Below are 26,296 nucleotides of genomic sequence, written 5' to 3'. Positions count from 1 at the left end.
CAGGTTCATCTGAACGTGGCGAAGCCAGCAACCAACATTCTGACCCGGATCGCGACATGGAACGCGACGCAGCTGACTCGCTCGCCCCATTGCATGACAGCGATGCGGGTCCAGAGAGGCCCTCGCACTCCCCCCTGCCATTAGAGATGCCGACGCTCACCCCCGAACAGGCCGAGCAGCTCTTGCAGCTCTTCGACGCGCAGGATCAACCCCTGATGCACACACTGCGCCAGTTCGGGCGTGCCTCAGAGGCCCAGCCCGATGGATAGCGATCCGCAGCGCAGTTCCTGCGTGCAGCCAATGCAGCCGAGTCTCGTGCTACTCGACTCCGCAACGCCGGGTAGCTGCTTGTAACTCTCGGTCTCGCTATGCGTACGGAGATGTGCTGTGTGTTCGCCCTGCAATCGTCTCCAAAGTACTCCATCATCCCCCGGACAATGGCCGCGCGCGTACTTCCTCTGGCACTGATCCTCGTTGGGCTACTTGCTGGTCTGGGCGGCCCCCTGAGCGTGGCACAGTCGTCTCTTCAGGTCGAAGCCCGTGTCGATGCGCACACGATCGGATCTGAAGACCGCCTTACGTATGCTATCCGAGTTCGAGGAGCGGCGCTCGAGGAGATAAGCACCCCAGAGCCGCCGGCTACGTCCAATCTCGTACTGCTGGACACGACCCCCTCCACAGAGCAGTACATCATGGGCGAGGACAGCGATACAGAGCGTGCTGTCGTCTTCGCCTGGCGCTACCGGCCCATGCGGCCTGGCGCTGCGCAGCTTCGTTCCACCACCGTGCGCATCCAAAACCAGGAGCTCACTACTGGAGCTATCGACGTTGACGTGTCCTCGCGCCCTAATCGCGCGGGGCAGCCGCCTTCAGGAATGCCATTTCACATCACGGAGCGAGAGGCCGAGTCGCCTACCGGACTTGTAAGCAGTGATGATCTCTTTATTGAGGTAACGCCCGCTGATGCAGAGGTCTTTGTGGGCGAACAGCTCGGGGTCGAGTATCGGCTGTACTATCGCCCGGGGGTACGCCTTCGTCAGAGCCGGCTGGCAGATGCCTGGGAAGCGCCCGGATTCTGGCGTGAGGAGCTAACCGTAGAGAGCCAGCCGCGCTCTGAAGACGTTGATGCAGCCTACCGGTATCTGGTGATCAAACGAGTGGCCACCTTTCCCACGCAAACAGGGATGCTTCAGATCGATCCGTTACGGGTGGAAACGGAGGCCACTCCCGGATTCCAGTCGGCACGCGGACGCCCGCGTGGTGCGCACCGGCAGTTCGAAGAAATTCTGCTCTCGTCAGGAACGGTTGATGTGCAGGCAAACCCGCTCCCTGAGGGGGCTCCTGGCTCCTTTCAAGGGGCCGTAGGGCGCTTTGAATGGACGCGCAACGGCATCCCCGATCGCGTCGAGGTTGGCAGCGCACTCACGTTTCAAATTGCGATAACGGGAGACGGAAACCTTTACAGCATCGAACCACCACCGCTCAACCTCCCTGATCACGTCGATGTCTTCGACCCTGAGGTGGAAGTTGATCTGCAGCGTGAGGGCACCACGCTGAAGGGCACGCGCACGTTTACCTATACGGTAGTTCCTCGATCGCCGACCGAATTTGTTATCCCAGAGATGGAGTGGAGCTACTTCGACCCCGAAGCGGAATCGTACGTGACCCACGAGGCATCTGCAGCCCGGGTTCGTGTGGAGCCTGGACCAGAGCGGCCCTCCGAAACGGTTGCTGATGCTGACCCGCCCCCCCTGCAAGACCACACCTCGTCTAACGAGATACCCTGGGGGGTTATCATTGCCGGGTTGGGAGTTGCCGGGCTAATTGCCGGCGGATGGGGCTACGGACTATGGAGTAGCCTTTGGGCTGTGCTTGTTGCAGGAGTAAAGTCGGAAGACGATGACACGCCTCCGGTAGCGAGAGAGGTAGCTGTAGCAGACATCCAGAAAACGCAGCAGCATCTCGATGCCGCCCAGCGTGCACTGCGCGACAACGATCCGAAGCCGTTCTATCGTGCATTGGAGCAGGCTGTTGTGGGACTGGTAGCGCAGCGTACCGGACATTCAGCACGTGGGATGACACACCGCATGCTTGATGAAGAGCTAAGGGCACATGATGTAGATTTTTCCGTGCGCGAAACCGCACAAGAGCTTCTGAAAGCGTGCGATCAGGCCCAGTTTAGTCCATCAGAGCCTTCGTACGACTCGATGCTGGCCGCGCTCGATGCCGCGCACACGCTGGTGCTTCATCTCGACGCCACGCTTCCCACGGAGCCGCTCGCCTCCCGCTGAGCCAGGCTGGCTGAGACTGGCTGGTGCAGACAGTAGTCCACAGCCGTAGCGCCAATGTACGGTCTTGCGTGAGGGGCAATACCGTAGACACGATGCTGCACAGCTACTTGCCATAGCTGGCAACAACCCGGGTGGCGCCATCAGAGGTGAACGACAGCACGTCGTACGGATCGAGCCGGTCACCGCGCTCCATGCCGGGCGATCCTACAGGCATACCCGGCACAGTGAGGCCCTGAATGCCTTCCGGCGCGTTGTGAAGCAGCGCCTTGATATCGTCGGCAGGCACATGGCCCTCAATCACGTAGTCTCCAACGAGAGCCGTGTGGCACGAACCGAGGTGCTGCGGCACGCCCGCTTGCTGCTTTACGTTGCCCATATCGCTTCGATATTCGGCTTCTACCTCAAAGCCGTTCTCTTCGAGGTGATCGATCCAGTCGCCGCAGCATCCGCAGTTTGGATCCTGATAGACCGTCATCGGCGGGAGGTCGTCAGAGGCAGAGACTATGCCAAACTGTGACAGAGCAAATATCGTAACAGCTGCCAGCACCATACCAGCAACCAAACCTTTGAGGATGGGGCCCGAAGAAAGATTCTTGAACATGGAAGAAGGACTGCATATGGGATAACGCGAGTGCTCTTCTATACGACTCTGGAAGCACGAGGCTCCGTAGCCTAAGAAACCCTGATTCTATTCTCTTGTTAAGCTATGACGTCGTTACAACTAAGCGCCAGACGTTTTTGTGAGGCACCTTTCCCATACGCACCGGATTGGCACACTGCTTACGATGGCTGCGCTGCTCTTAAGCAGTCTGGCGCCTATCGCACAGCACGTGTGTGCTCAGATGATGCAGCAGGGAAGCACGACCTCAATGCTGATGTGCTGCTGCCCAACCGATAGCGGTGAAGCAGAGAACACGCATGATGCTCATGATGCGGCCCCTTGCCCCGATCACGCTCCTGAACCAACCGATGTGTTCGTATCAGGAGAGGCGTGCTGCGACATCGAAATGCAGCAGGCTGCAAGCGAAGCAGTGCATCCGCGCGCTACCGTTGTGCATGACATGCAGGTAGCATCTGCATCGCTGCATGCTGCTGTGGCTCCGAACGTGCAGCACGCGACCGTCGCCCCGCTCTCTGATCGTGCCCCCCCGCTTACCGCACGCCAATCACTCGTTATCCACAACAGTTCATTTCTGATATAGCAATCGCGTAGCACGGTCCTGTGTCGCCTCGCCAGGTTGAGAGTCTATCTTGAGCCCCGGCGCATCTGGCGAGCGCAGGACGTTCGTATTTGGGGGCCCCTTCCAATAAGGTGTGGCCTCCCGCATCCCGCTATGCTACGTTTACTTCTTGCTTTGATTGCTATGCTTATTCGTCTTATTTCCCCTGCCCTCATTCTGTCGCTGGCTCTCTTTCTTGCCGCCTGCGGATCCGACGATCCATCCGCAGAGGATCGAGCCCAGCCAACAGGGCAAAACGACGTGCCCACGGTGGAGATTGCCGTGCACAACGATGGCTACGAGCCTGCTCACATCCAACTGGAGTCTGGCACGACAACCCGCCTCATCTTCACACGCAAGGGCGAGTCGCCCTGCATCGAAAAAGTCACGATCCCCGACCTGGGCGTGGATCCGGTCGAGCTTCCTATGAATGAACCCGTCGCCATTGAGGTGACGCCTGAATCAGACGGTGAGTTTACCTTCACCTGCGGCATGGACATGGTCGGCGGTACGCTGATGGTTCAGTCGTAACCCCGCTCGGAGCGCGCGTGCCCCCCAACGGATCCCCCGCTGGAAGCTGCGCCTCTTACGCTGTCACACCTGAATGATAGAGGTCCAACCTTGTCATCGCGAGGAGGGAGCTTGCGACCGACGCGGCGATCTCATGCCGTTGATTGGGCAACTGCATCCGGTCTGGAAGCAATGAGATTGCGTCGCTGCGCTCGCAATGACAAGGTTGTGAAGTTTTTCTCGGTACGCTATGAGGCCCATGCGTTACCCGAAGATTCACGCGTGACACCGCACTCTATTTGCACCCCCGACTGAACACTGGAGGTCTATGTCGTTGACGGATCGCATCATTACTTTTTTTCTGGATAACAAACTCGTTGCTGCCCTGCTCTTGCTTGCGCTGGTAGGCTGGGGGGTGGCTACGGCGCCGTTTGACTGGGATATCGACGTGCTTCCGCGTGATCCGGTGCCGGTGGATGCCATCCCCGATATCGGAGAGAACCAGCAGATCGTATTTACCGAATGGTCCGGTCGGTCGCCGCAGGACGTCGACGATCAGATTACGTATCCGCTAACCACCGAGCTGCTCGGTGTGCCCGGCGTAGAGGCGGTGCGTTCCAGCTCCATGTTTGGCTTCTCGACCATCAACATCATCTTTGAGGAAGATGTCGAGTTCTACTGGAGCCGCACGCGCATCCTTGAAAAGCTTAACGCGCTTCCCGGCGACCTTCTCCCCGATGGCGTGCAGCCCCAACTCGGCCCCGATGCCACCGGGCTCGGACAGATCTTCTGGTACACGCTCGAAGGGCGCGACGAAGACGGCAATCCAACCGGGGGCTGGGACCTGCACGAACTACGTAGCATCCAGGACTTTCAGGTGCGCTATGGGTTGGCCTCTGCAAAAGGCGTGGCTGAGGTTGCCAGCATCGGCGGGCATGTGCAAGAATACCAGATCGACATCGATCCGATGGCCATGCGCGAAAGCGACGTCAGCGTGGTTGATATTGCCGAAGCCGTGCGCAAGAGCAACCGCGATGTGGGCGCCCGCACGCTTGAGATGAACCGGGCCGAGTACATCGTGCGTGGACGCGGCCAGATCGAGACGCTGGCCGATATCGAAGACAGCGTGGTTGACGCGCGTGGCGGAAACACCCCGCTTCGCATCCGCGACGTGGCCCGCGTATCTCTTGGGCCGGCACAGCGGCGTGGCATGCTCGACAAAGGCGGTGCCGAGGCGGTCGGCGGCGTGGTGGTGGCGCGCTATGGCGAGAATCCACTGGAGGTGATCGAGAACGTCCACGCGCAGATTGAGCAGATCCAGACCGGGCTGCCCTCGAAGACCCTGGACGACGGCACCGTGTCGCAGCTCGAAATTGTGCCGTTCTACGACCGCACCGGCCTCATCTACGAAACACTCGGCACCCTCGAAGAGGCGCTCTCCCTGCAGATCCTCATCACCATCATCGTGATCATGATCATGGTGATGCATCTGCGCGCATCGTTCATCGTGTCGGCGCTGCTGCCCGTGGCGGTGCTCATGGCGTTCATTATGATGCGCTACGTCGGGGTGGACGCCAACGTCGTGGCCCTGGCCGGAATCGCCATCTCCATCGGTACCGTGGTGGATATGGGCATCATCATGACCGAGAATATGCTGAGCCATCTCGATGAAGCCGAAGAGGATGAGCCGCGCCGTGACGTGATCTTCCGCGCGGCCAGCGAGGTGAGTCCCGCCGTTATCACCGCGCTGACCACCACCATCATAAGCTTCCTGCCCGTGTTCTTGTTGGAGGCGTCGGAGGGGCGCCTGTTCGGGCCGCTGGCGTGGACCAAGACGTTTGTGCTGATTGCCGCGCTTGTCATCACCATCGCGCTCATTCCGCCGTTTGCCCATGCGCTGTTTGCCCGTGCAAAAACCCGTCGCTGGATGCGTATCGGAGGCAACGCAGCGATGCTCCTTGGCGGCATTGCGCTGCTGTTTTACATGCCGTGGGCCGGGTTCATTCTGATGGGACTGGGCGCGCTCGGGCTGGCCGTGCTCTTTGCCGACCGCCAACCGTGGGTGGAGGCAGACGACCTGCGCACGTATCAGCCCTACATCGCCGTCGGGATCATCGTCCTTGGTATTGGATGGCTGCTCGCCGACGTGTGGCTTCCGCTCGGCCCCGAAAATCCCGTTGTGTTCAGCCTGCTCTTCGTGCTGGCTGCAGTCGTGATTGTGCTGGGCAGCTTCTTACTGTTTCAGCGCCACTACGAAACCATGCTGCGCGCGCTCATGACCCGCAAAGGGCTCTTCCTGCTGGGACCGCTTCTCCTGTTGGTGGCCGCCTGGTTTAGCTGGCAGGCGCTCGATCGTGAGTTCATGCCGACCCTCGACGAGGGGTCGTTTCTGCTGATGCCTACGACCATGCCGCATGCAGGCACCGAGGAGGCCCTCGAACAGATGCGCATCATGGACATGCGGGTGGCCAGCATCCCTGAAGTAGAAACCGTGGTCGGCAAGATCGGACGCGTAGAGTCGGCCCTTGACCCCGCGCCGGTCTCTATGTTCGAAACCGTCATCCAGTACGCCAGCGAGTACAAGACCGATGAGCGTGGGCGCCGCGTGCGCTTCCAGACGAATGGCGACGGCGAGTTCGTTCGCGATGCCCAGGGCGACCTCATCCCCGATCGTCGCGGCAGTTACTACCGACAGTGGCGCGACCATATTCAGTCGAAAGATGACATCTGGGACGAGATCGTGCAAGCTGCCGACCTGCCCGGCGTAACCTCGGCGCCGCGCCTGCAGCCCATCGAAACGCGCCTTGTAATGCTGCAAACCGGCATGCGGGCGCCCATTGGCGTGCAGGTATTTGGCCCCGACCTCGACACCATCGACGACGTATCGATTCAGCTTGAAGACGTCATCCGCGAGGCCGAGGGCGTGCGTCCGGGGTCGGTCTTTGCCGACCGCGTCGCCGGCAAGCCGTATCTGGAGATCAACATCGACCGGCAAGCCATTGCCCGTCATGGCCTTACCGTCGATGACGTGCAGACGGTCATCGAGATTGCGCTGGGTGGCGAAACGCTTACGCAGACCGTGGAGGGCCGCGAGCGCTACCCGGTACGGGTGCGCTATGCCCGTGAAATGCGCGACCATCCCGACGCCATCGCCCGCATCCTCGTACCCGCTCCCGACGGCAGCCAGATCCCCCTTGGCCAGCTTGCGGATATTGAGTATGCCGAGGGTCCCATGAACATCCGCAGTGAGAATACCTTCCCGGTCAACTACGTGACGTTCGACGCGCAGTCGGGACATTCAGCGGTCGAAGCCGCCGAAAATGCAGGAGCCGCGATCGATAACGCCATTGCACAGGGCGATCTGACGCTCCCCGAAGGCGTGACGTACCAGCTGGCAGGCGAATTTGAAGACCAGCAGCGCGCGGCCAGCCGCCTGGCGCTCATCGTGCCCATCACGCTGGGCATCATCTTCCTGCTCATCTACTTCCAGTTCCGAAGCACCCTGACCGCCGCTATCATTCTGTCGGCCATCGCGCTGGCGTGGAGCGGCGGATTCGTCATGCTGTGGCTTTACGGGCAGGAGTGGTTCCTGAACGTGAACATCCTGGGCACGGAGATCCGAGACCTCTTTCAGATGGGCACGATCAACCTCAGCGTAGCCGTGTGGGTGGGCTTTCTGGCGCTCTTCGGCATCGCGGTGGATAACAGCGTGGTGCTGGCTACCTATCTGAAGCAACTGTTTGATCGCGAGGCCCCCACCACCATCGCCGAGGTGCGCGACGTGGCGGTGCGTGCCGGGATGCGCCGCGTGCGTCCCTGCCTGATGACAACCGGCACCACCCTGCTGGCCCTGCTTCCCATCCTGACCACCCCCGGAAAAGGGGGCGAAATCATGGTGCCGATGGCGGTGCCCATCTTCGGCGGGATGCTTGTGCAGGTGCTTTCTCTCTTCCTCGTGCCCGTGCTCTACGCCCTCTGGAAAGAATGGACACTGGACACGCCGTGATGCCCTGTACCCTCTATGTGCTCCCTTGCGACTTGGATCTACTCAAGCCCGTGCGAAAAATGACGCAATACATACCGATCTTTTTGATTCTCGTATTGCTTGTCTTGAGCATACCTGTATCTGCTCAGGACACGCCCTACGACGCGCTGCTCGACGAGGCCGAGGCCGAAGCGCTGACCCCGCTCGACGACTACCTCCAGCAAGCAGCCACCAGCAATTCGCAGCTACAAGCACAGTACCAGGCGGTGGTCGCGCAGTCGCATCAGCGGGCGCAGGTGGGGGCATTGCCGGATCCGGAGGTGAGCCTCGCGTTCTTCGCGAATCCGCCCAACCAGGAAGGCAGCCTGCCCGGTCGATTTGCGGTCTCCGCCATGCAGATGTTTCCGTGGTTTGGCACGCGCACAGCCCGTCGCGCGGCGGCCGACCACCGCACCCGAGCACAGGAGCAGCAGTTTGAAGCCGCCTGGCTCGACCTGATGCGCGACGTTCAAACGGCCTACTTCGACTACTACCGCGCGCAGCGCACGGTGGAGCTGACCAGGCAGCAGATTGAACTGCTCGACGACCTGGAGCCGATCATCCGCACCCGCTACGAAACCGGACGTGCATCGGGCGGCCAGGTGGATCTGCTTCGCATCGAGATGGAGCAGGAGGAGCTGCGGACCGAACTGGAGACGCTCCGCGACGAACGCGCCCCGATCAAGGCGCGCTTCAACGCGCTGCTTGACCGCGACCCTGACGCCTCCATTGAACTTCCCGAAGGACTGCCCGACACCGACCTACAACTCGCCGACCGTACCGTCCCCCCGGACGCCGACGCGCTGATTGATATCGTGCTCGATAGCAATCCCAATCTGGATCGTTTTGCCGCTCAAGACGATGCTTTCCGCGCCGATGCCGAGGTGGCCCAGCGCGAGAGCTACCCGCGTATCGGGCTGGGCGTAGAGGTGATGGGGCGCGATTTCATGCAGATGCGCATGATGGACCGTATGAATGAAGGCGTGGCGCTTATGGCGACCATTCAGGTGCCACTCTTCCGTGCCCCCTACCGTGCACGTCAGCAGCAGGCGCACGCCGAGCGCCGCCGAGTACAGCAGGAGCGTCAGCAGCTCGCGCGCGACTTGCGCGCCGACGTTGAGCGTGAGGTGCAGGCTTACCAGGCGGCCATGCGCCGCGTTACGCTCCATCGTGAGGAGCTGCTTCCGCGTGCGGCGCAGGCGCTTCAAGTGCTCCGGGAAGATTATATGGCCGGACGCACGCCCTTCGACGAGATTATTCGCATGCAGCGCCAGATGCTGAACTATGCGCTGGCGATCGTGGAGGCGCAGGCCGACCAGCATCAGGCCCGTGTCGAAATCGAAACGCTCGCCCGCTCCCCCGATCGCCCGGCTCCCGATTTTACGCCCTGATCCCGTAAGTACGGGCACATCGCCGATGTGCCCATACGATGATGTGTCCCTACCCTCTAAATCTCCTTCACCCCCATGCCTACTCGAACCAACATTTGGATCGGTGTTGCGCTGCTCGCAACCGGAATGCTACTGGGCTCTCTGCTTTTTGGAGGCTCAGGCTCCGATTCCGGAACCAGCGATGCCTCCACCGAGCACGCTGAGCATGCCGACAACGATATCGACGCGGCCAGTGACGAGGTGTGGACGTGCTCGATGCATCCCTCGGTGCGCGAGGAGCAGCCCGGCTCGTGTCCCATCTGCGGCATGGACCTGATTCCCGCCAGCCAGACCGAGGACACGGGCGACTTCATGCTTAGCATGACCGAAACCGCCACCGAGTTGGCCCAGGTGCAAACCAGCCGCGTGGAAGAGAAAGTGCCCACGCGTGAGGTCCGCCTACCCGGACGCATAGAGGTCGATGAGCGGCGCATCACCAGCGTTACAGCGCATGTCGATGGGCGGATCCGCGACCTGAATGTCGATTTCACCGGTGCCCCTATCCGCGAAGGCGAAACCATGGGCACCCTCTACTCGCCCGACCTGATCAGCGCGCAACGCGAACTGCTGGAGGCGCTTCAGCATGAAGACCGTCGCCCCGAAATGGTAGAGTCCGCTCGGCGCAAGCTACAGCTGTGGGAGCTCTCCGAAGAAGAGATTCAGCGTATCGAAGCGGCTGGTGAGGTGCAGACCGAGGTGCGCATCACCGCCCCCGTATCCGGCATCGTGCTGGAGCGCAATATCTCCCGCGAACAGTACGTGCAGGAAGGCTCGGTGCTCTACGAAGTGGCCGATATGAGCGCGCTCTGGGTGGTATTTGAGGCGTACGAAGAAGACCTGCAGTGGCTCAGCACCGGCCAGCCCGTCACCTTTCACACCCGCGGACAGCGCAGCAATACGCACGAAGCAGACATCACCTATATCGACCCAGTGGTGAATCCAGACAGCCGCACGGTGCGGGTGCGTGCCGAGGTATCCAACCCGGAAGGCCACCTGAAACCCGATATGCTCGTTCAGGGCGTTATTCAGGGGGATGCGGGCGCTGAGCAACTAACCGTACCGTCGAGCGCCGTATTGTGGACAGGGCCGCGCTCGCTCGTTTACGTGCACGACACCGAAGCGGATACGCCTCACTTTGAGGCCCGCGAAGTCACACTTGGACCCCGCGTTGGCAGCGACTATGTCATTACCGACGGACTCGAAGCGGGAGAGCATGTTGTGACTCACGGCGCGTTTCGCATCGATAGCGAATTTCAGTTGGCCGACCGCCGTAGCATGATGAACATCGAGCCCGGCACCGGCGCCGCCCCCGGCGGCCACGATCATGGCGATATGGACCACGACGATATGGATCATGATGACATGGACGCCTCGGAAGACGAGCACGACCTCGAAGCGCCCGAGGAAACGTTCCGAGACGAGATCCCCGATGCGTTTCGCGCCCAACTGACCGACGTTGTGAGCGCCTACCTTGCGGTTCGCGATGCACTCATCGACTCCGACGAATCCGACGCCCGCGCTCGCCTTGACGATCTACAGGCCACCCTCGACGACGTCGATATGTCCCTACTCGATTCGGACGCCCACGACGCATGGATGGAGGACCTGACCGCGCTTGAGTCGCACCTCAGCCATGTGGATCATGCCGACAGCCTGGACGGCATCCGCGCCGAGTTCAACACGATCTCGCTTGTACTGGCCTACAGCATCCAGCGCTTCGGCATCGATGGCGTGGCCTACCGACAGTACTGCCCCATGGCGTTTGATAACGAGGGAGCGTACTGGATCAGCGATGAAGAGGAGATCCGCAACCCCTATCTGCCAGACACGATGCTCGGATGCGGCGAAGTCATCGAGCAGCTGGATGTTCGATGATGAAGCCAGAGCCAGTTAACGTAAGCGACACCGCGTATCAGCTACCTAACGCAGAAAGTGTGTGTCTGCTACGCGCAGCTTAGATGCAAAAAGCAACATACCCAAAAACGCACGAGACCACGGTGCAAGATATGACATGGATTAATGTCATTATACGGGACAATCCGTGTGCGTTCTGTACATGAACTGTCGAGGCCCAGACGTACGTTGGCGTCACTCTGAATGTCTCATGGACGCCAAAAAAGCAATGCGTAAAGCAGCCAGAACAACCTCGCACACCTACACCCGGCAGCTCCGCGAACTCACCAATGAAGACGTCGGACTGGTGGGTGGCAAAAATGCTTCTCTGGGCGAGATGATAAAAAACCTGCACGCACAGGGCGTACGCGTGCCCGGCGGCTTTGCAACGACATCGGACGCGTATTGGGCGTTTATCGAAACCAATGACCTGGAATCCCCTATTCGCGAGGAGCTTACCCGCTGGGATGAAGGTGAGCAATCACTCGCTGACGCCGGAGAGGCGATACGCGAGCTTATCCACAGCGGGGAATTTCCCGAAGAGATCGCAGCAGACATCCGCGAGGCATACGCCGACCTCTCCCGTGACTATGACGCCGACGAGGTAGACGTGGCCGTGCGTAGCAGCGCCACCGCCGAAGATCTGCCGGAGGCGAGCTTTGCTGGGCAGCAGGAGACCTACCTCAACATTCGTGGCGCAGACGACGTCCTGGAAGCCTGCCGCACGTGCTACGCCTCGCTGTTCACCGATCGTGCCATCAGTTACCGCGCAAACCACGGGTTTGACCACATGGAGGTTGCCCTTTCCGCCGGGGTACAGAAGATGGTCCGGGCCGATAAAGCTGGTGTGCTGTTTACCATTGATACCGAGACCGGCTTTCCAGACGTTGCGGTCATCGATGCAGGCTGGGGGCTTGGCGAGCCGGTCGTGAAAGGCTCCATCACCCCAGACCAGTACATGGTGTACAAGCCGTTGCTGGAGGACGAGGTCTGCATCCCTATCATCGGTAAGCAACGGGGCACGCAACAAGAAAAGATGGTGTTTACCGACGATGCGGAGACGCCCACGCGCACTGTCAAGACAACCCGAGAGGAGCGAGCTAACTTCGTACTAACGGATACGGAAACGCTGCAGCTGGCGCGCTGGGGGCAGCTCATTGAAGCGCACTACGACCGGCCCATGGATATCGAGTGGGCGCGCGATAGCGAAAGCGAGAAGCTCTTCATCGTACAGGCCCGCCCCGAGACGGTGCAGTCCCGCGTGGGCGAGAGCACCATCAAATCGTACCAGCTTAAGGCGTCGGCCGAACCCCTCGTGACGGGTCTCAGCGTTGGCCAGTCCATCGCGACGGGACGCACCAGTGTGATCGAAAGCGTAGACAACATTGACGCGTTTGAAGAGGGGCGTATCCTGGTAACGTCAATGACGGATCCCGACTGGGGGCCAATTCTGAAGAAGGCAAGGGGCATCATTACCGACCATGGCGGACGCACCTCCCACGCTGCAATCGTAAGTCGCGAGCTGGGCATTCCTGCTATCGTTGGCACAGGCAATGCCATGGACACGCTGCGTGATGATCAGGAGATAACGCTCTCCTGTGCCGAAGGCGACACCGGCTATGTGTACGATGGCGTGCTGGATTTTGAGGTGACGGAGGTTGACCTGAAAGACCTGCCCGATGTGCAGACGCGCATCATGCTGAACATTGCCAGTCCCGCAGGTGCACTGCGGTGGTGGCGCCTTCCCGTGCGCGGCGTAGGTCTTGCGCGGATTGAGTACATCGTCAATAACGTCATCCAGATCCACCCCATGGCGCTGGTGCAGTTTGACGACCTGGAGGATGACGCGGTGCGTGACGAAATCGAGCGGCTCACCCAGGGCTTTAGCGACAAGCGCGAGTACTTCGTTGATCGCATGGCACGCGGCATTGCCACCATTGCCGCGTCGCAGTATCCTGAACCAGTGATCGTGCGCACAAGCGACTTCAAGACAAACGAGTATGCAGACCTGATTGGCGGCAAGGCGTTCGAGCCGGTAGAAGACAACCCGATGCTCGGATGGCGGGGCGCGTCCCGGTACTACCATGAAGAGTACCGGGCGGGCTTTGCGCTCGAATGCGCGGCAATCTGCCGGGTCCGCGAGGAGATGGGCTTTACAAATGTAGTGGTGATGATTCCGTTCTGCCGAACGCCCGAAGAAGCCGACAGGGTGCTTGCCGTGATGGCCGACGAGGGGCTTGTGCGCGGTCAGAACGACCTACAGGTTTACGTGATGGCCGAACTGCCGTCAAACGTCGTTCAGACCCGCGACTTTGCCGAACGGTTCGACGGATTCTCCATCGGGTCCAACGACCTCACGCAGCTTGTGCTGGGCATTGACCGCGACGCAGGCCGTCTTGCGAACCTGTTCGACGAACAGCAACCGGCCGTTAAGCAGATGATCGCCGATGTGATTGAGCGAGCACACGCTGCAGGTCGGCCCATCGGGCTGTGCGGGCAGGCGCCGAGCGACTACCCGGACTTCGCGGCTTTTCTTGTGGACGCAGGCATCGACTCGATCTCCGTGACGCCCGACAGCGTGGTCGATGTGATCCGTGCGGTAGCGCAGGCCGAGAAAGTACGTGTAGAAGCACATGCTCCTGGCGTCTAAGAGCCTGTTTGGGCTTTGGTCTGCAGCCATTGAAGCCGATCTCTGTTAACTGAGCAGAATGCCACCGGGTGAGCAGGAGGTCCCGTTGCACTATGCTACAGGTTTGCGAGAAGGCGCTCCGCTCGTGCTTTGTAAAGCGGATCGGCAACGTCGCCGATGGGAAGGTCAAGCACACGCTGCAACTGGGCACGTGCACTGTCGGGGCGATCCATTTCGATATAGGTGCGCCCCAGTTCAAAGCGATGAACCACGCGCTCTTCGAGATCGATGGCCTGCTGGTAGTCGGCTGCCGCATCCGCATACGACGCGCTGGGAAGCCCGCCATAGACGATCTGCACAATGCGGCGCGCCACAAATCCCAGGCCGGCCACCTCGTAGGCCCAGCGTCCGCGTACATGATAGGCGAGATCGTTTTGTGGGTCGAGTTCGATGGCACGATTCGCAAAAGAGTACACCGTACGCGAGAGCTCGACCCGTTCGCGGGTACCCGCTACGAGCGCCGTCCGCCCGGCGGCAACGGCTTTGGTAAGGTGGGCGTTGGAGTGCTCCGGTAGCAGCTCTACCGCACGCTCAGCATCGGTCAGGGACTGGCGCAGCAGCGCTTCGCGGCGCTCCTCGTTAGGCTCGCGCTCGGCCACATCGGTGCGGGTGCGCGCCAGTCGCCACAGCACTTCGCCGTTATCAGGAAAGGCAGCAGACAGCGCCTCCAGCTCTTCCATGATGCGTACAAACTCGCCTGTATCGCGCTCGCGTTCCAGCGCTGTGAGACGGCTATGCAACTGTGCATCCGCTGAGATAGAGAGAACGCGCTCCATGAGCAGCTCATGCGTCGTGAGCACCGGGTCTTCAGGAGATGGAGAAGACTGGCTGTAGACAGGGGCGTCCATGGCCAGGATAGTCAGTAGAAAAGCGGCTGCAAATATGCATGCCCGAGCAGCGCTCGGTTGAGCGCTTCGTTGGGCGCTCCGTTGGAAGGGGCTTTCCATAGCAGATGAAGGAGGCATCAGGAAAGAGCAACACACGGCACATGCCTTTATGGTCGGTCAGACAGACGCGCCATCAATACAAGAAGCGAAAATAGATTATGCGGCACGACGTTCCTGAAACAGCATGTGAGCCACGCCCACCAGCATGCTCACGGCAAATCCACAGGCCGCGCTGATAAACACGCAGAGCGCAAGATCAACAAGGAGCGACCCGGTGGTATGGATGATGGTCGGGTTCGACAGAAAGACCACCGCTCCCAGTATGCCCCCTGCAGGCACAACCGTACGGTGATGCTGGTGTAGCAGGTCGTGCTTGCGCGAGAGCCCATTGATGCGTTCCGACATGGGCCCTACCCACACATTGGGCGTCTCCTCATTGCGCCAGGCTCGGGCGAATCGTCCGCCCTCACGGCGCCGGGCATAGCGACGTGCCCGGCGATCGGCATGCTCGCGGCCCTTGCGCTGCGCACGCCGCCAGCGCGACGACGAGCGCCCGTTCGATGCAGACGGAGCAGCCCCATTCGGTGGATGTGCTCGCCGACGCGATCGCCGGCGTCGAGCCGCGCGCCGTTCGTCATACCGACGCCGGGATGCCGGGTCGCTGAGCACATCGAACGCCTCACGTACGCGTACAAACTCCTCGGTAGAGGCTGCTTCCTCGCCAGCTGCTGCCCGGTCGGGGTGGCACTCCAGGGCACGCTTTCGAAAAGCCCGTTTAATGGCACGCTGGCTCGCATCGGGCGGCACGCCCAGCACGTGGTACGGATTGTCGGGACAGGTACGATAGCGAGAGGTCGGCATACCGGGTATGTTCGCAGATATGACATACGAAAGAAGACACATCGAACGGCTCCACACGTAATCTTAACGAGCCGGCAGACCTACAGATCCGTCTCAGCACGCTCCTTCTCCTCCATAAACCCGACCACGTATTTCCCAAGCATGTCAAACTCCAGATTCACCGCGGCGCCCTCCGTCCAGGCATCCGATACGATCGTGTGCTCGTAGGTGTGCGGAATAATAGCGACCGTCAGCGTGCCCTCTCCAATGCGCGCCACCGTCAGGCTAATGCCGTCGATCGTAATAGAGCCGACCGGAATCAAGTAGCGCTGAAACGCATCCGGAAACGACACCGTGTAGAGCCAGTCCGTATCCTCACGCTCCACCTCCGTAATCGTCCCCGTCGCGTCCACATGCCCCTGCACAAAATGCCCGTCGAGGCGCCCGCCGGCCTTGAGCGGGCGCTCCAGGTTGACCGGGTCGCCCACCGACAGTGTGCTGAACGTGGTCTTCCGCAGCGTTTCCTCAATCGAGTCGACCGCAAACGTCTCGTCGTCAGCCGCCACAACCGTCTGGCAGGCGCCGTTTACCGAAATACTCTCGTCTATGCTCAGCTCCGGCGCAAACCGACTGCGAATGGTAAACCGGATGCCGCCACCGAGGTCCTCAATCTCTGTGATCTGTCCAACGTCTTTAACAATACCAGTAAACATAAGCGTATATGGGGGCTCTACAGGGGCAGAAGGATGCGAAAGCGAATGCCTTCATGCTACGCCCGCAGCCAAATAGAGATCGCCAGGGCTTCAACGATAGTGTGAACTCGCGCGCGAACAGCCAGTCGCTTTACGGTAAACAGGATGCGCGCAGCACATTCCGTCCGTATACGGCTCTACAAGCTCTGCCAGCAGTCTGTCAGCAGGACTGTCAGCAGGACTATATGCATCTGCCGGGCTATGCATCTGCCATCTGCCAGGCCGGGAACGGATCGTGGAGCGTCAGGTCGCCGGTGAGAAGCTGCTCCATCTCTGCCTCGGTGAGCAGGCACGCATCCAGCTGGGCCCGCAGGTCAGCCTCGGGCATGTTTACGCCAATGAACACGAGCTCCTGGCGCCGGTCTCCGATGTCGGGCTCCCAGCGCGCCTCGATGTCGGCACGCAGCTCCGGACTGTCGGGCCAGCGCGCTTCAGGCACAGCTGCCCACCAGTATCCTGCCGGACGAAAGTCGCGGAGGCGTCCGGCCTGCGAGAGCTCGCCGACCTGCTGCATACGCGTTGCCAGCCAGAAGAACCCTTTCGCGCGAATAACGCCCGGCCAGGAGCCATGCAGCGCGTCCCAGAACCGCTGTGGGTGAAACGGCCGGCGGGCATGGTACACAAAGCTGCCGATGCCGTATTCTTCGGTCTCTGGAATATGCTCGCCATGCAGCTCCTTCAGCCAGCCCGGCATTTCCTGAGCTGCCTCCAGGTCAAACTGTCCGGTGTCGAGCACCCGGTCGAGGGGCACCTGGCTATACGTGGTAGGAATGATCTCCGCGTCCGGATTCAAGCTTCGCAGCACGCCCGTCAGATAGTCGATCTGCGTGTCATCGACCAGATCGGTTTTGTTGAGCAGAATCACATTAGCAAACTCCACCTGATCCACGAGCAGATCAACGATAGAGCGCGTGTCGTCGGCATCGACCTCCTGATCGCGATCGTGCAGGCGCTCCGTCGAGTTGAAGTCGCTCGGAAAGCGCTCGGCATCCACAACGGTGACCATGGTGTCGAGGCGAGCAAACGACGAGAGCGTATCGCCGTGCTCATCCGAAAAATCGAAGGTCACCGCTACCGGCATAGGCTCTGAGATCCCGCTCGACTCGACCACCAGGTAGTCGAAGTGCCCCTTCTGGGCCAGGCGCTTCACCTCCACAAGCAGATCTTCGCGCAGGGTACAGCAGATGCATCCGTTCGACATCTCGACCAGGTTCGCATCAGCACGGGTAACACCCACCTCGTCGCCCTCAACGAGTGCGGCATCCACGTTCACCTCAGACATGTCGTTCACGATGACGGCGATGCGCTTGCCATGATCGCTGTGCAGGATGTGGTGAAGGAGGGTGGTCTTTCCAGCGCCAAGGTAGCCGGAAAGCACGGTAACGGGTAGACGCGCCATATCACAGGGCATTAAATACAGAATATAATCAGAGTACCCTATGTAATACACACGTAATGTGTATGTTGCATGTGGGGGCCTGAAGCGTGAGGGTAGCGGATTCGTGGTAGTTTTCAAGCGGATGTGTTGTATATGGGTACTATTTTTGCGATGATGTGTGTGCCTTGCAATGTGTAAAGTGTCCCCGTTAAACTTAGAAGCCTGTTTAGTTTTCGTTTATAGGCAAGAGCCCAGCGCTGCCGCTCGGAGCAGCCCGACTATCAGGGAAGAAGTACACCTGGGGGCTTCAAAGTAAGAAATCAAAACAGGCGCTAAATCTGCTCATGGCCGGCGCGTGGCAAAGGCAGACCAACCGGCAGTCTCGTTCGGTCTGTGCTTATCCGCAATGAGACCTACTACTGACTGTACTGAGAGGTATGGCCGCGCACCATGCTTCGCTACTCTATGCCCACTGAATGTCCCAACGTAACTATGGCGAACTCAACCTCCTCTACCGACGCCTCAGACATGCCGAACACGCTCTATCAGCACTTCGGTGTGAAAGGAGCGGCGTCGTGGCGCAGTGCGTCGGCTACCTCGATCAAGTGGAGCAGCGTAGACTGGCCCGCTGTGGAATCTGCCCTGAACGGTAATCTGAGCGAGGCGGCGGACGCGTTTGCAGAGGGGCCATGCAAAAAGCTTCTCATAGAAGCGGCGCGGGCCGATGCAGCCTCGGTATGCCGTGCGGTGTTGCACGGCGACCACGACATGGGGCAGGCCGCGCTGCAAGAGGCCCTGCAGGCGGCTGTCGAGTCGGAATCCGCTGCTGCTGTAGAGGCCCTGCTGGAAGGCGGAGCCGACCCGAACGAGAAATTGGACGCAGGTCAGGTGCTGCTACACCGGGCGGCGAAGCAAGATGCTGCCGACGTGGCAGCCGCGCTGCTCGCAGGAGACGCCTACCTGCATCAGCGCGACGAGGACGAGCGCACGCCGCTGCACCGTGCCGTAGAGGCAAACGCGGCTTCGGTGATCGAGGTGCTCTTAGACGCAGGGGCTGACCCCGACGTGCGTACCCGTGAAACGCTTTCGTCGCTGCAGCTTGCCGTGGCAACCGAGACCCCCGATGCAATTCGGGCGCTCGTTGCTGGCGGGGCAAAGCCCAACCAGAAAGATGATGAGGGATGCACCCCGTTACATCGGGCCGTAGACCAGGATGCGACAGAAATCATTACGGTACTTCTGGAAAGCGGAGCCGACCTGCACCGGCGCGATGTATCGGGCCGCACGCCGCTGCATCGGGCCATCGGCGCCAATGCCGCATCGGCCCTTGAGCTCTTGCTCGAAAAGGACCCCGATACCAACACGACCGACAACGCCGGTCGTACGCCTCTACACAGCGCGGCAGAGCAGAACAAGGTCGCCTTTATGAAGCTACTTCTTGACTATGGTGTAGATACATACCAGCGTGACGAGTCCGGAGATGCACCGCTGCACCGGGCAGCCCGTGCCAATGCAGCCGATGCGGTGGAGCTGCTCATCGAGCGCGGGGTTGACCCGCATCGCCGTGGTGCGAACGGACGCACCCCGCTGCACTCTGCCGCCGTCGCAGGGGCCAACGAGGCTGTTCGCGCGCTTCTCAAACACGAAACCGACCCCCACACCGTCGACGACGACGAACTCATGCCGCTCCACCTGGCCGTCGATAACGACCATGCCGCGGTCGTGACGTCGCTGCTTGAGGGCGGCGCGAGTCCGCACCGGCGCGACCTGCAGGGGCGCACGGCCCTCCACCGCGCTGTAGACCAGTCGTCGACCGACTCCATTACGGCGCTGCTTAAGGGCGGGGCTGATGCGGAGACCGCCGATAGCGGCGGCTATCTGCCCCTGCATAAGGCCGCGTATCGAAACGACCCGGAGGCTGTTGCCTCGCTCATCGAAAGCGGACTCGACCCCGACACAACCGATACGCAGGGCCGTACGCCGCTTCATGCTGCCGCACAGACCGATGCTGTCGAGGTGATTGAGGTGCTGCTGGAGAACGGGGCCAACGCCAATCACTTTAGCGAGTCAGGATACGCGCCGCTTCATGTTGCGGCCAACCGCAACGCCTGCGACGCGCTGGCGGCACTACTCAGCCATGGACTTGCCCCCGACACAGCCAACCAGGAAGGGCGCACCCCCCTTCACGCGGCCTCACAAGCCGATGCCGTCGAAGCAGTCGTGATGCTCATTGAGAAGGGGGCCAACCCCCATGTGTTTGATGCCAAAGGCTGGCGGCCCATGCACGTGGCGGCCGGTACCAATGCCACCGATACGCTGAACGCGCTGCTGGAGCACGAAGCAACATTTGAGGCCGAGCACGACAACGACTACACGCCCCTGCACGTTGCGGCTGATGGCAACGCCGTTGAGGCGATCAAGCTGCTCATCAGGGAAGATGCGCCGGTCAATGTGCCCGGACACTTTTCCGGGCAGATTCCTCTGCATGCTGCAGCCGCTGCCGATGCTGTGGATGCCATTGCCACGCTGCTGGATCATGGGGCCGACTCAACCGCGACGGACAAAAACGGCGAGACGCCTTTGCATGCTGCTGCGCGTCGCAATGCGAAAGGGGCTATCCAGCTCCTGATAGAAGCCAAGACGCCGGTCGATGCGCGCGATACAGAATTTGAGCGCACGTCGTTACACGTTGCCGTTTGGGAAGAGGCGAACGAGGCCGTGCGCGAACTGCTTGAAGCCGGAGCCAACTCTGAACTGCCCGACCGCTCTGAGCGCGTGCCGTTGCATACCGCAGCCAGCCTGAACGCTGGGACCATTGTGCGTACACTGCTACGCTACAAGGCCAGCACCCAGGTGGCCGATGCACAAGGGCAGACCCCGCTCCACCTGGCCGCCGATAACGAGGCTGATGAGGCCCTGCATCAGCTGCTAAAAGGGCAGGCCGACCCCAATGCAGTCGACAACGAAGGGCGCACCCCGATTCATATCGCTGCGCGCCACAACGATGCGGCTGCAATCGAAATGCTGGTCGACCATGGGGCTGCGCTCGACGTGATCGACGAAGATGGCTACGCACCTCTCCATGTAGCAGCCCGCGTCGGAGCCGCCGAAGCCGTACAGGCACTTCTCGACGCCGGCGCCGACGCGGATAGTCGCAGTCCAGAGCTTGGGCGTAGCCCGCTGTATGTAGCTGTGTGGAACGAGTCGGAAGCGGTTGCGTCAATCCTGCTTGATGCCGGCGCCGATCCCGACCTTCCCGACAGCTCATTTGAACGCACACCGCTTCACATTGCTGCGCGTAACAACGCACGGGCACTCATCGAGCTGTTGCTTGATGCAGGAGCCGCTATCGACCAGCAAGACGATGCCGGGGCAACACCGCTGGCCATTGCAGCCAGCGAGGGTGCGCTTGAGTCCGCCACGCTTCTTCTTGAAGCAGGTGCCAATGTGCAACAGGCCGATATGGAGCAGCGAACCTCGCTGCATGCCGCGGCCAGCAGCAACGCTACCGAGATCGTCCGCCTGCTGCTCGATGCCGGTGCTGAGGTCGACGCGCGCGACGATGAAGAGCAGACCCCACTCCACGTAGCCGCCTGGTATGATGCAGCAGACGCTGCCGGGCTCCTTCTCGAAGCGGGCGCCGACACGGAGTCACGCGACGCGACGTTCGAACGCACCCCGCTCCACAGTGCCATATGGAGCGATGGCCTACGCACCGTCGGTGTACTGATCGAGCACGGGGCCGATGTGCAGGCCACTGATACATCAGGTCGAACCCCGTTGCATGTGGCGGCTGAAGACGATTCGGCTGAGGCGGTGAAGGTGCTTCTAAAGCACGGCGCCGACGCAAAACGGCGTACCGATGCTGGCGAAACACCGCTCGACCTGATTAGCGATGACACCTCAGAAGCCGCCCGCCGCTTGAAGCGTGCCTAATTGACGTAAAGCATCCGGCTGTCTTCAGGAGCAATACGGCTACGCATCCGATAGCACCTGTTCAGGCGTGACCTCAGACGGCGAGGCGGTAGGCACGGGAGCCTCGCTGTCTGTCCTGTCTGGCGTTCCGGTGTGGCATTCAAAGAGCGTTGGGCAGTTGTAGTCGTGGGCAAGCACATGGGCGCCGTGCGGGTCAACCTTATGCAGCCGGTCGATTCCATGCTGAGCCAAGCGCACAGCGGCCTCGGCCGGGCGCCCATCGTTTTCATGGTCGAGGGCCCACTGGGCGTGGTGCACTGTAAGCGCGACCTCCAGGGCGCGCCCAACGGTCATGGCAAAGCGCCGCGCGCCGCTCTGCACCAGGTCGTCGTTGTCGGATGCATGCGTGCGGCCAAGCCACTGCCGGGCGTGCTTCAGCGCCTGCGCTGCCTGCTTCATAGGCGGCACCAGTCGGGGCGCCGAAAGGGTATCCATGCAGCGCTTGAACTCGTCGAACAGCGGGTCGATGCCGCCTACGTGCTTCACGGCACGAAGCAGGTCGAGAGATAGCACGTTGGTTGTGCCCTCCCAGATGGGCAGCACCTGCGCATCCCGATGAATCTGTGGAATGCCGGTGTCTTCAACGTAGCCGGCCCCGCCAAACGCCTCCATGGCCTCGCTGGTCAGGGATACGCACTGCTTGGCCGTAAGAAGTTTGGCTACAGGAGTAAGCAGGCGAAGCAGGGCTTGGTCGGTATCAGAAGCGGCCTCGTTTTCGGTGCGGCCCAGCAGCTCAGCTACCCGAAACGACAGGTGAAACGCGCCCTCGTACGTGCTCTGCATCTGCGCGAGCGTGTCCTGATGCAACGGCTGGTCAATGAGCGGTTTGCCAAAGGCCGTGCGCTTGGTGGCATAGTCGCGCGCCAGCGCAATGGCGCGGCGCATAAAGCTTGTAGCGGTTACGGCGTTCCAGGTGCGCGTGATGTTCAGCATCGGCGAGATGTGCCGCGTGCCGCGCTTGAGCTCTGTCACGGGCTCGGCCCGCACGCCGTCCAGATGCAGCTCGGCCGTGGGCAGCTTGCGCGTCCCCAGCTTGTCTTTGAGGCGTAGCACCTTCAGACCCGGCTGCAGCGCACCGTCGTCGGTGCGGATGCGCACGTAGAAGAGCGCCAGCCCCTTTCCACCGTCCGGATTGCCTTCTGGACGTGCCAGCGCCAGCGCCATGTTGGCCGTAATTGCACTGGTAAACCACTTGCGTCCGTAGAGGCGCCAGGCGCCGTCGTCGTCCTGGCGTGCTGTTGTGAGCGCACGCCCGACATCCGACCCACCCGAGAGCTCTGTCATCCACTGCCCGCTGGTCCAAGCCGATTCCGGGTCGCGGCTGGTGAGGTGGGGCACGGCTTCGTCGATCAGTGCTTCGTTGCCGGAGGCAAGCAGCGTGCGCGCCGCGCCGTCGGTCATAGCAAGCGGGCACCCGTACATGTCGGTCGAGGGGATGAACAGGTGAGCCAGCGCAAACTGAATCGGGCGACTATGCGCGCCGTAGGGGGCCTCGTACGGCAGCCCTATAAGTCCGTAGCGCGCGGCGATAGGAGCGGCGGTCTGCCAGACGTCGGTCACCGAAATCTCATCGATGCGTTCGCCCCAGGCGCTCCACCGTGTGAGCGTAGGCTCGTTGCGCCGATCGGACTGCTGTAGCGCATAAAGGTCGCCGCCGGCACGGGCACCGAGCGTGTGCAGCGACTCTTCGATATCGGCGCGTACATCCTTGGGGACGGCCCGTTTTAAGTAGCTGGTAAGCACCCGGTCGTCGGTGTACTGGTTTTCGAGATCGGGGGGAGCTTGCGTGGTGTCGACGGCGGTCGTATCCATAATGACTATGCTGGGGAACGTTGGAAAGAAAAGACGGCTCAGGCGCAGGACAAATAGGTCTGTGCTACGTTATACATAATGCGAAAAGCGCTTTCAAGTGCCCTCCGATCAGGCGGGATGCGCTGGCTTGCGTATTGTAGTACAAACAGCTTGTAGTGCAGACAGCAGTGCAGATTGCAGTGCCGAGTCGAGGGGGGCTAACGCTCCGTGCAACCAACCGCCCCGGCAACACGTCCGTATGGCACCGTGCAGAAGAGATACGTTCGCCCATCCTTTTGAGCAATGACCGCATGTGCTATGTACACTATTCTTCTTGCATCGCTTGTACTCGGATTCGGGGTGCCTATGCACGATGCAGACACGGCCTTGGGTTCTGAGGGAAGTGTCGACTCGACAGTAGTGCATGTGCACGCGGCTGTCGACGAGGCGCGCGAGGGCTGGACTCGCGTTGAGGCCGAAGCGCAGCCGCACGGCAACGCGCCCCTGTGGGTTAGCCCCGATGCGGTTACCGTCCGACCAGAGGCCTGGGAGCAGCTTACGTTTCGCATCGAGAACGGGCAGCCGGTGCTTACGGGCGTGCCCGGTGCTGCGCAGCAAGAGGAGCTGCGCGCGCTCTTGCAGGGCCACCAGGCGCCGCATCTCGTGGTCGTGATGGACGATCGCGTGCGCTACGCGGCACAGGTCTTTTCGATACACGGGGCCGCGCGCAGCATCAAACTGTTCGGACTCATGCCCGACGAGGCAGCACAGTTGGTTGCGGGCTGGCACCAGACGCATCAGGAAGCAGCGGAGGAGTAACAGAGTGCTGCCGTGGGCCGCTTACGATGTTTCTACTTGATTCGTCAGTTCGCGAAACCGTCGGGCGATAGCGGCCCGCTGCTCGCGAAGGAGCGCCAGCAGGTCGTCGTCGCGCCAGAAGAAGGTACGCACCAGAATACGGTCGCGGTAGAGCACCATGTTGCGCCGATAGCTAAGCACAGAAAACCCGGTTGGCGGAAGCGCAGCCACATAGGCCAGGCGCTGTACCCACGACAGATCGGTATAGTACCAGAGCCCAAGCCCGATACCCGTGTACGTGAGGCTGAACGAAAAAAGCCCCAGCACGAAATAGGCAAATCCACGCACGGCCTCGTCGTCGAAGCGCTGCGCAGTGAGCTTTGTGAAGAGATACGGCACCGCGTTGTGGACCAGCCCAAAAGCGACAATCGGGGCCATGAGCACGGCGTACAGCGTCATGCGCAGCCGGAGGAGGCGCTCGCGGACCGGTTCTTCAAACGAGTGGGCGAGTGCATCGCGCAAGTTCGTCTGGTTCAGATAATCCTTGTACTGCTCAACACGGGTGCGCAGCCGCTCCACCGCTGTAGGGGTGCGCTGCAGAGCAGCATGTAGCACGTCGTAGATGTACTTACGGCTGTGCATGCGCATCTCGAACGCGTAGCTGGACGCAGGCGTAGTGCGCTGATACCAGCGCATGAGCGCGCGCAGCCAGCGCCGCAAGCGCGACGGTGTAGGAGGGGTGCTGCGCGGATCTTGTTCGGTGAGATGGGTGGCTACCTCCTCACCCAGCACGTCGTACAGGTCGTCGGCCAACTGCCCCGTGCGTCGGTCTTCAATGTGGATGGCCTGTCGCCGCAGCGCCGCCTGCAGGTCGTTCGTAAGCTTCGCGATAGCGACCTGCGGGTCCGAGCGGTGCAGGTCGGCATAGTCAGCTACGCGAATGGGCGACCCAAACTGAAGCAGCACGGCAGCCGTGAGCAGTTCGCGGCTCTCAAAGTTGATACCCACCGGCACGATCGTCAGTCCCAGCGCGTAGTCGTTTCGGGCCTCGGCGCCCAGCGCCATGCGGGCAGCCCCGGTACGAAGCGGCGCGACCTGGTCGCTGGGCGAGTTCTGCCCTTCAGGGAAGATGCCCACGCATCCGCCAGACTCAAAGAGCTCATACACTTTCTCGAAGACATCGCGATTGCGGGCGCTGGCCTGCTCGGTTTCGTGGGAGCGGTAAATAGGAATGGCGCCCATCTGCCGAAAGAACGCGGCCAGGGGCGGAAAGCGAAAGAGGCCGCTCCGCGCCAGAAAGCGAATCGGACGCGGAATCTGCGTGGTCATGAGCACCGTGTCGAGGATCGAGCCCGGATGGTTGGCCGCCAGCAGGAGCGGACCGTCGTCGGGCACCCGCTCACGACCCGCCGCGCGCACGTCTACAAAGTACAGGTGGTTAATAAACCGGAGCAGGCGCACCAGAATGCTGTACAGGGTCATGCTTCGGTGTGGCAAGGATGAAAGCCGGCGTACAGACGGTATACTGATGCCTCGATGTGGGGTGCCGCCTCTATGAGCAGGCGATCTGTGATGGCAAGTCCGGTTGCTCCGTTGCGGGGTCGCTTCTCTGCAAGACCCCGGACCAGCATTACCCCGCAGGTTTCGTCCTTGCGTGGGTATCCGTTGATCCGTCCCCACATTGAGCCTTCTTGCATACACGAACGGCGCACGCGAAGTTGGTAGTGGATAGACGCTAAATGATAAAGCGATTGAATGCAGCAGCTCTTTCTTTCCGAACCCCCTCTCCCTACGGGTTTCTCCCCCTTGGCCAAGGGG

At 61.1% G+C, this 26,296-nt stretch carries 17 protein-coding genes; 10 read left to right on the top strand and 7 right to left on the bottom strand.

Annotated elements, in window-relative coordinates:
• The coding region (locus PPP56_RS09510; RefSeq protein WP_353563805.1) for a hypothetical protein at positions 1-269 on the top strand (269 nt) is incomplete at its 5' end.
• 168 nt (positions 270-437) lie between these two features.
• On the top strand, positions 438-2,291 hold the full coding sequence (locus PPP56_RS09505; RefSeq protein ID WP_353563804.1) for a BatD family protein: 1,854 nt from the start codon (positions 438-440) through the stop codon (positions 2,289-2,291).
• Between the two features lie 103 nt (positions 2,292-2,394).
• On the opposite strand, the gene PPP56_RS09500 is transcribed toward PPP56_RS09505, so the two are convergent.
• Positions 2,395-2,841: a DUF411 domain-containing protein gene (locus tag PPP56_RS09500; RefSeq protein WP_353563803.1), complete on the bottom strand. Its 447-nt coding sequence runs from the start codon at positions 2,839-2,841 to the stop codon at positions 2,395-2,397.
• 190 nt (positions 2,842-3,031) lie between these two features.
• On the opposite strand from PPP56_RS09500, the gene PPP56_RS09495 reads away from it, so the two are divergent.
• The 6 genes from PPP56_RS09495 to ppsA all read left to right on the top strand — a co-directional run bounded on the left by PPP56_RS09495 (position 3,032) and on the right by ppsA (position 14,018).
• Positions 3,032-3,493, top strand: coding sequence for a hypothetical protein (locus tag PPP56_RS09495; protein WP_353563802.1), 462 nt, complete (start codon positions 3,032-3,034; stop codon positions 3,491-3,493).
• A 132-nt stretch (positions 3,494-3,625) separates the two neighbouring features.
• On the top strand, positions 3,626-4,042 hold the full coding sequence (locus PPP56_RS09490; protein WP_353563801.1) for a cupredoxin domain-containing protein: 417 nt from the start codon (positions 3,626-3,628) through the stop codon (positions 4,040-4,042).
• Positions 4,043-4,355: 313 nt separating this feature from the next.
• Positions 4,356-8,027, top strand: a complete 3,672-nt coding sequence (locus PPP56_RS09485; RefSeq protein ID WP_353563807.1) for an efflux RND transporter permease subunit — start codon at positions 4,356-4,358, stop codon at positions 8,025-8,027.
• 59 nt (positions 8,028-8,086) lie between these two features.
• The gene (locus PPP56_RS09480; RefSeq protein ID WP_353563800.1) at positions 8,087-9,436 is read left to right on the top strand and encodes a TolC family protein; all 1,350 of its coding nucleotides are present in this window, start codon (positions 8,087-8,089) and stop codon (positions 9,434-9,436) included.
• A 75-nt stretch (positions 9,437-9,511) separates the two neighbouring features.
• Entirely contained in the window at positions 9,512-11,350 is a 1,839-nt protein-coding gene (locus PPP56_RS09475; RefSeq protein ID WP_353563799.1) for an efflux RND transporter periplasmic adaptor subunit, read from the top strand.
• A 229-nt stretch (positions 11,351-11,579) separates the two neighbouring features.
• Positions 11,580-14,018, top strand: a complete 2,439-nt coding sequence (gene ppsA, locus PPP56_RS09470; protein WP_502912571.1) for a phosphoenolpyruvate synthase — start codon at positions 11,580-11,582, stop codon at positions 14,016-14,018.
• Between the two features lie 95 nt (positions 14,019-14,113).
• Here the strand turns inward: ppsA and PPP56_RS09465 are convergent, their stop codons facing one another.
• The 4 genes from PPP56_RS09465 to zigA all read right to left on the bottom strand — a co-directional run bounded on the left by PPP56_RS09465 (position 14,114) and on the right by zigA (position 17,935).
• Positions 14,114-14,905, bottom strand: coding sequence for a hypothetical protein (locus PPP56_RS09465; RefSeq protein ID WP_353563798.1), 792 nt, complete (start codon positions 14,903-14,905; stop codon positions 14,114-14,116).
• 195 nt (positions 14,906-15,100) lie between these two features.
• The gene (locus tag PPP56_RS09460; protein WP_353563797.1) at positions 15,101-15,805 is read right to left on the bottom strand and encodes a J domain-containing protein; all 705 of its coding nucleotides are present in this window, start codon (positions 15,803-15,805) and stop codon (positions 15,101-15,103) included.
• Positions 15,806-15,885: 80 nt separating this feature from the next.
• Positions 15,886-16,497, bottom strand: coding sequence for a riboflavin synthase (locus PPP56_RS09455; RefSeq protein WP_353563796.1), 612 nt, complete (start codon positions 16,495-16,497; stop codon positions 15,886-15,888).
• Positions 16,498-16,735: 238 nt separating this feature from the next.
• On the bottom strand, positions 16,736-17,935 hold the full coding sequence (gene zigA / locus PPP56_RS09450; RefSeq protein ID WP_353563795.1) for a zinc metallochaperone GTPase ZigA: 1,200 nt from the start codon (positions 17,933-17,935) through the stop codon (positions 16,736-16,738).
• A 471-nt stretch (positions 17,936-18,406) separates the two neighbouring features.
• Here zigA and PPP56_RS09445 point away from each other — a divergent pair, with 471 nt between their 5' ends.
• Positions 18,407-21,850: an ankyrin repeat domain-containing protein gene (locus tag PPP56_RS09445; protein WP_353563794.1), complete on the top strand. Its 3,444-nt coding sequence runs from the start codon at positions 18,407-18,409 to the stop codon at positions 21,848-21,850.
• Positions 21,851-21,889: 39 nt separating this feature from the next.
• Here PPP56_RS09445 and PPP56_RS09440 read toward each other — a convergent pair whose 3' ends face one another.
• Entirely contained in the window at positions 21,890-23,701 is a 1,812-nt protein-coding gene (locus PPP56_RS09440) for an acyl-CoA dehydrogenase family protein (RefSeq protein ID WP_353563793.1), read from the bottom strand.
• Positions 23,702-23,998: 297 nt separating this feature from the next.
• Here PPP56_RS09440 and PPP56_RS09435 point away from each other — a divergent pair, with 297 nt between their 5' ends.
• On the top strand, positions 23,999-24,499 hold the full coding sequence (locus PPP56_RS09435) for a hypothetical protein (protein WP_353563792.1): 501 nt from the start codon (positions 23,999-24,001) through the stop codon (positions 24,497-24,499).
• A 21-nt stretch (positions 24,500-24,520) separates the two neighbouring features.
• Here the strand turns inward: PPP56_RS09435 and PPP56_RS09430 are convergent, their stop codons facing one another.
• Positions 24,521-25,960 (bottom strand): lysophospholipid acyltransferase family protein, encoded by a 1,440-nt coding sequence (locus tag PPP56_RS09430; protein WP_353563791.1) that lies wholly within the window; start codon positions 25,958-25,960, stop codon positions 24,521-24,523.
• Positions 25,961-26,296 lie beyond the last annotated feature (336 nt).

The sequence above is a fragment of the Longimonas sp. genome (assembly GCF_040409695.1).
Lineage (GTDB): Bacteria > Bacteroidota > Rhodothermia > Rhodothermales > Salinibacteraceae > Longimonas.
The sequence above is the reverse complement of the archived record's forward strand: the minus strand, read 5'-3'. Positions and strand labels throughout refer to the sequence as shown.

What these genes read in the sequence shown, in the direction of transcription:
- PPP56_RS09505 (WP_353563804.1), top strand. Translation starts at nt 438, where the DNA reads ATGGCCGCGCGCGTACTTCCTCTGGCACTGATCCTCGTTGGGCTACTT.
- PPP56_RS09500 (WP_353563803.1), bottom strand. Translation starts at nt 2,841, where the DNA reads ATGGTGCTGGCAGCTGTTACGATATTTGCTCTGTCACAGTTTGGCATA.
- PPP56_RS09490 (WP_353563801.1), top strand. Translation starts at nt 3,626, where the DNA reads ATGCTACGTTTACTTCTTGCTTTGATTGCTATGCTTATTCGTCTTATT.
- PPP56_RS09480 (WP_353563800.1), top strand. Translation starts at nt 8,087, where the DNA reads ATGACGCAATACATACCGATCTTTTTGATTCTCGTATTGCTTGTCTTG.
- PPP56_RS09475 (WP_353563799.1), top strand. Translation starts at nt 9,512, where the DNA reads ATGCCTACTCGAACCAACATTTGGATCGGTGTTGCGCTGCTCGCAACC.
- ppsA (WP_502912571.1), top strand. Translation starts at nt 11,580, where the DNA reads ATGGACGCCAAAAAAGCAATGCGTAAAGCAGCCAGAACAACCTCGCAC.
- PPP56_RS09465 (WP_353563798.1), bottom strand. Translation starts at nt 14,905, where the DNA reads ATGGACGCCCCTGTCTACAGCCAGTCTTCTCCATCTCCTGAAGACCCG.
- PPP56_RS09460 (WP_353563797.1), bottom strand. Translation starts at nt 15,805, where the DNA reads ATGCCGACCTCTCGCTATCGTACCTGTCCCGACAATCCGTACCACGTG.
- PPP56_RS09455 (WP_353563796.1), bottom strand. Translation starts at nt 16,497, where the DNA reads ATGTTTACTGGTATTGTTAAAGACGTTGGACAGATCACAGAGATTGAG.
- zigA (WP_353563795.1), bottom strand. Translation starts at nt 17,935, where the DNA reads ATGGCGCGTCTACCCGTTACCGTGCTTTCCGGCTACCTTGGCGCTGGA.
- PPP56_RS09445 (WP_353563794.1), top strand. Translation starts at nt 18,407, where the DNA reads ATGGCGAACTCAACCTCCTCTACCGACGCCTCAGACATGCCGAACACG.
- PPP56_RS09440 (WP_353563793.1), bottom strand. Translation starts at nt 23,701, where the DNA reads ATGGATACGACCGCCGTCGACACCACGCAAGCTCCCCCCGATCTCGAA.
- PPP56_RS09435 (WP_353563792.1), top strand. Translation starts at nt 23,999, where the DNA reads ATGTACACTATTCTTCTTGCATCGCTTGTACTCGGATTCGGGGTGCCT.
- PPP56_RS09430 (WP_353563791.1), bottom strand. Translation starts at nt 25,960, where the DNA reads ATGACCCTGTACAGCATTCTGGTGCGCCTGCTCCGGTTTATTAACCAC.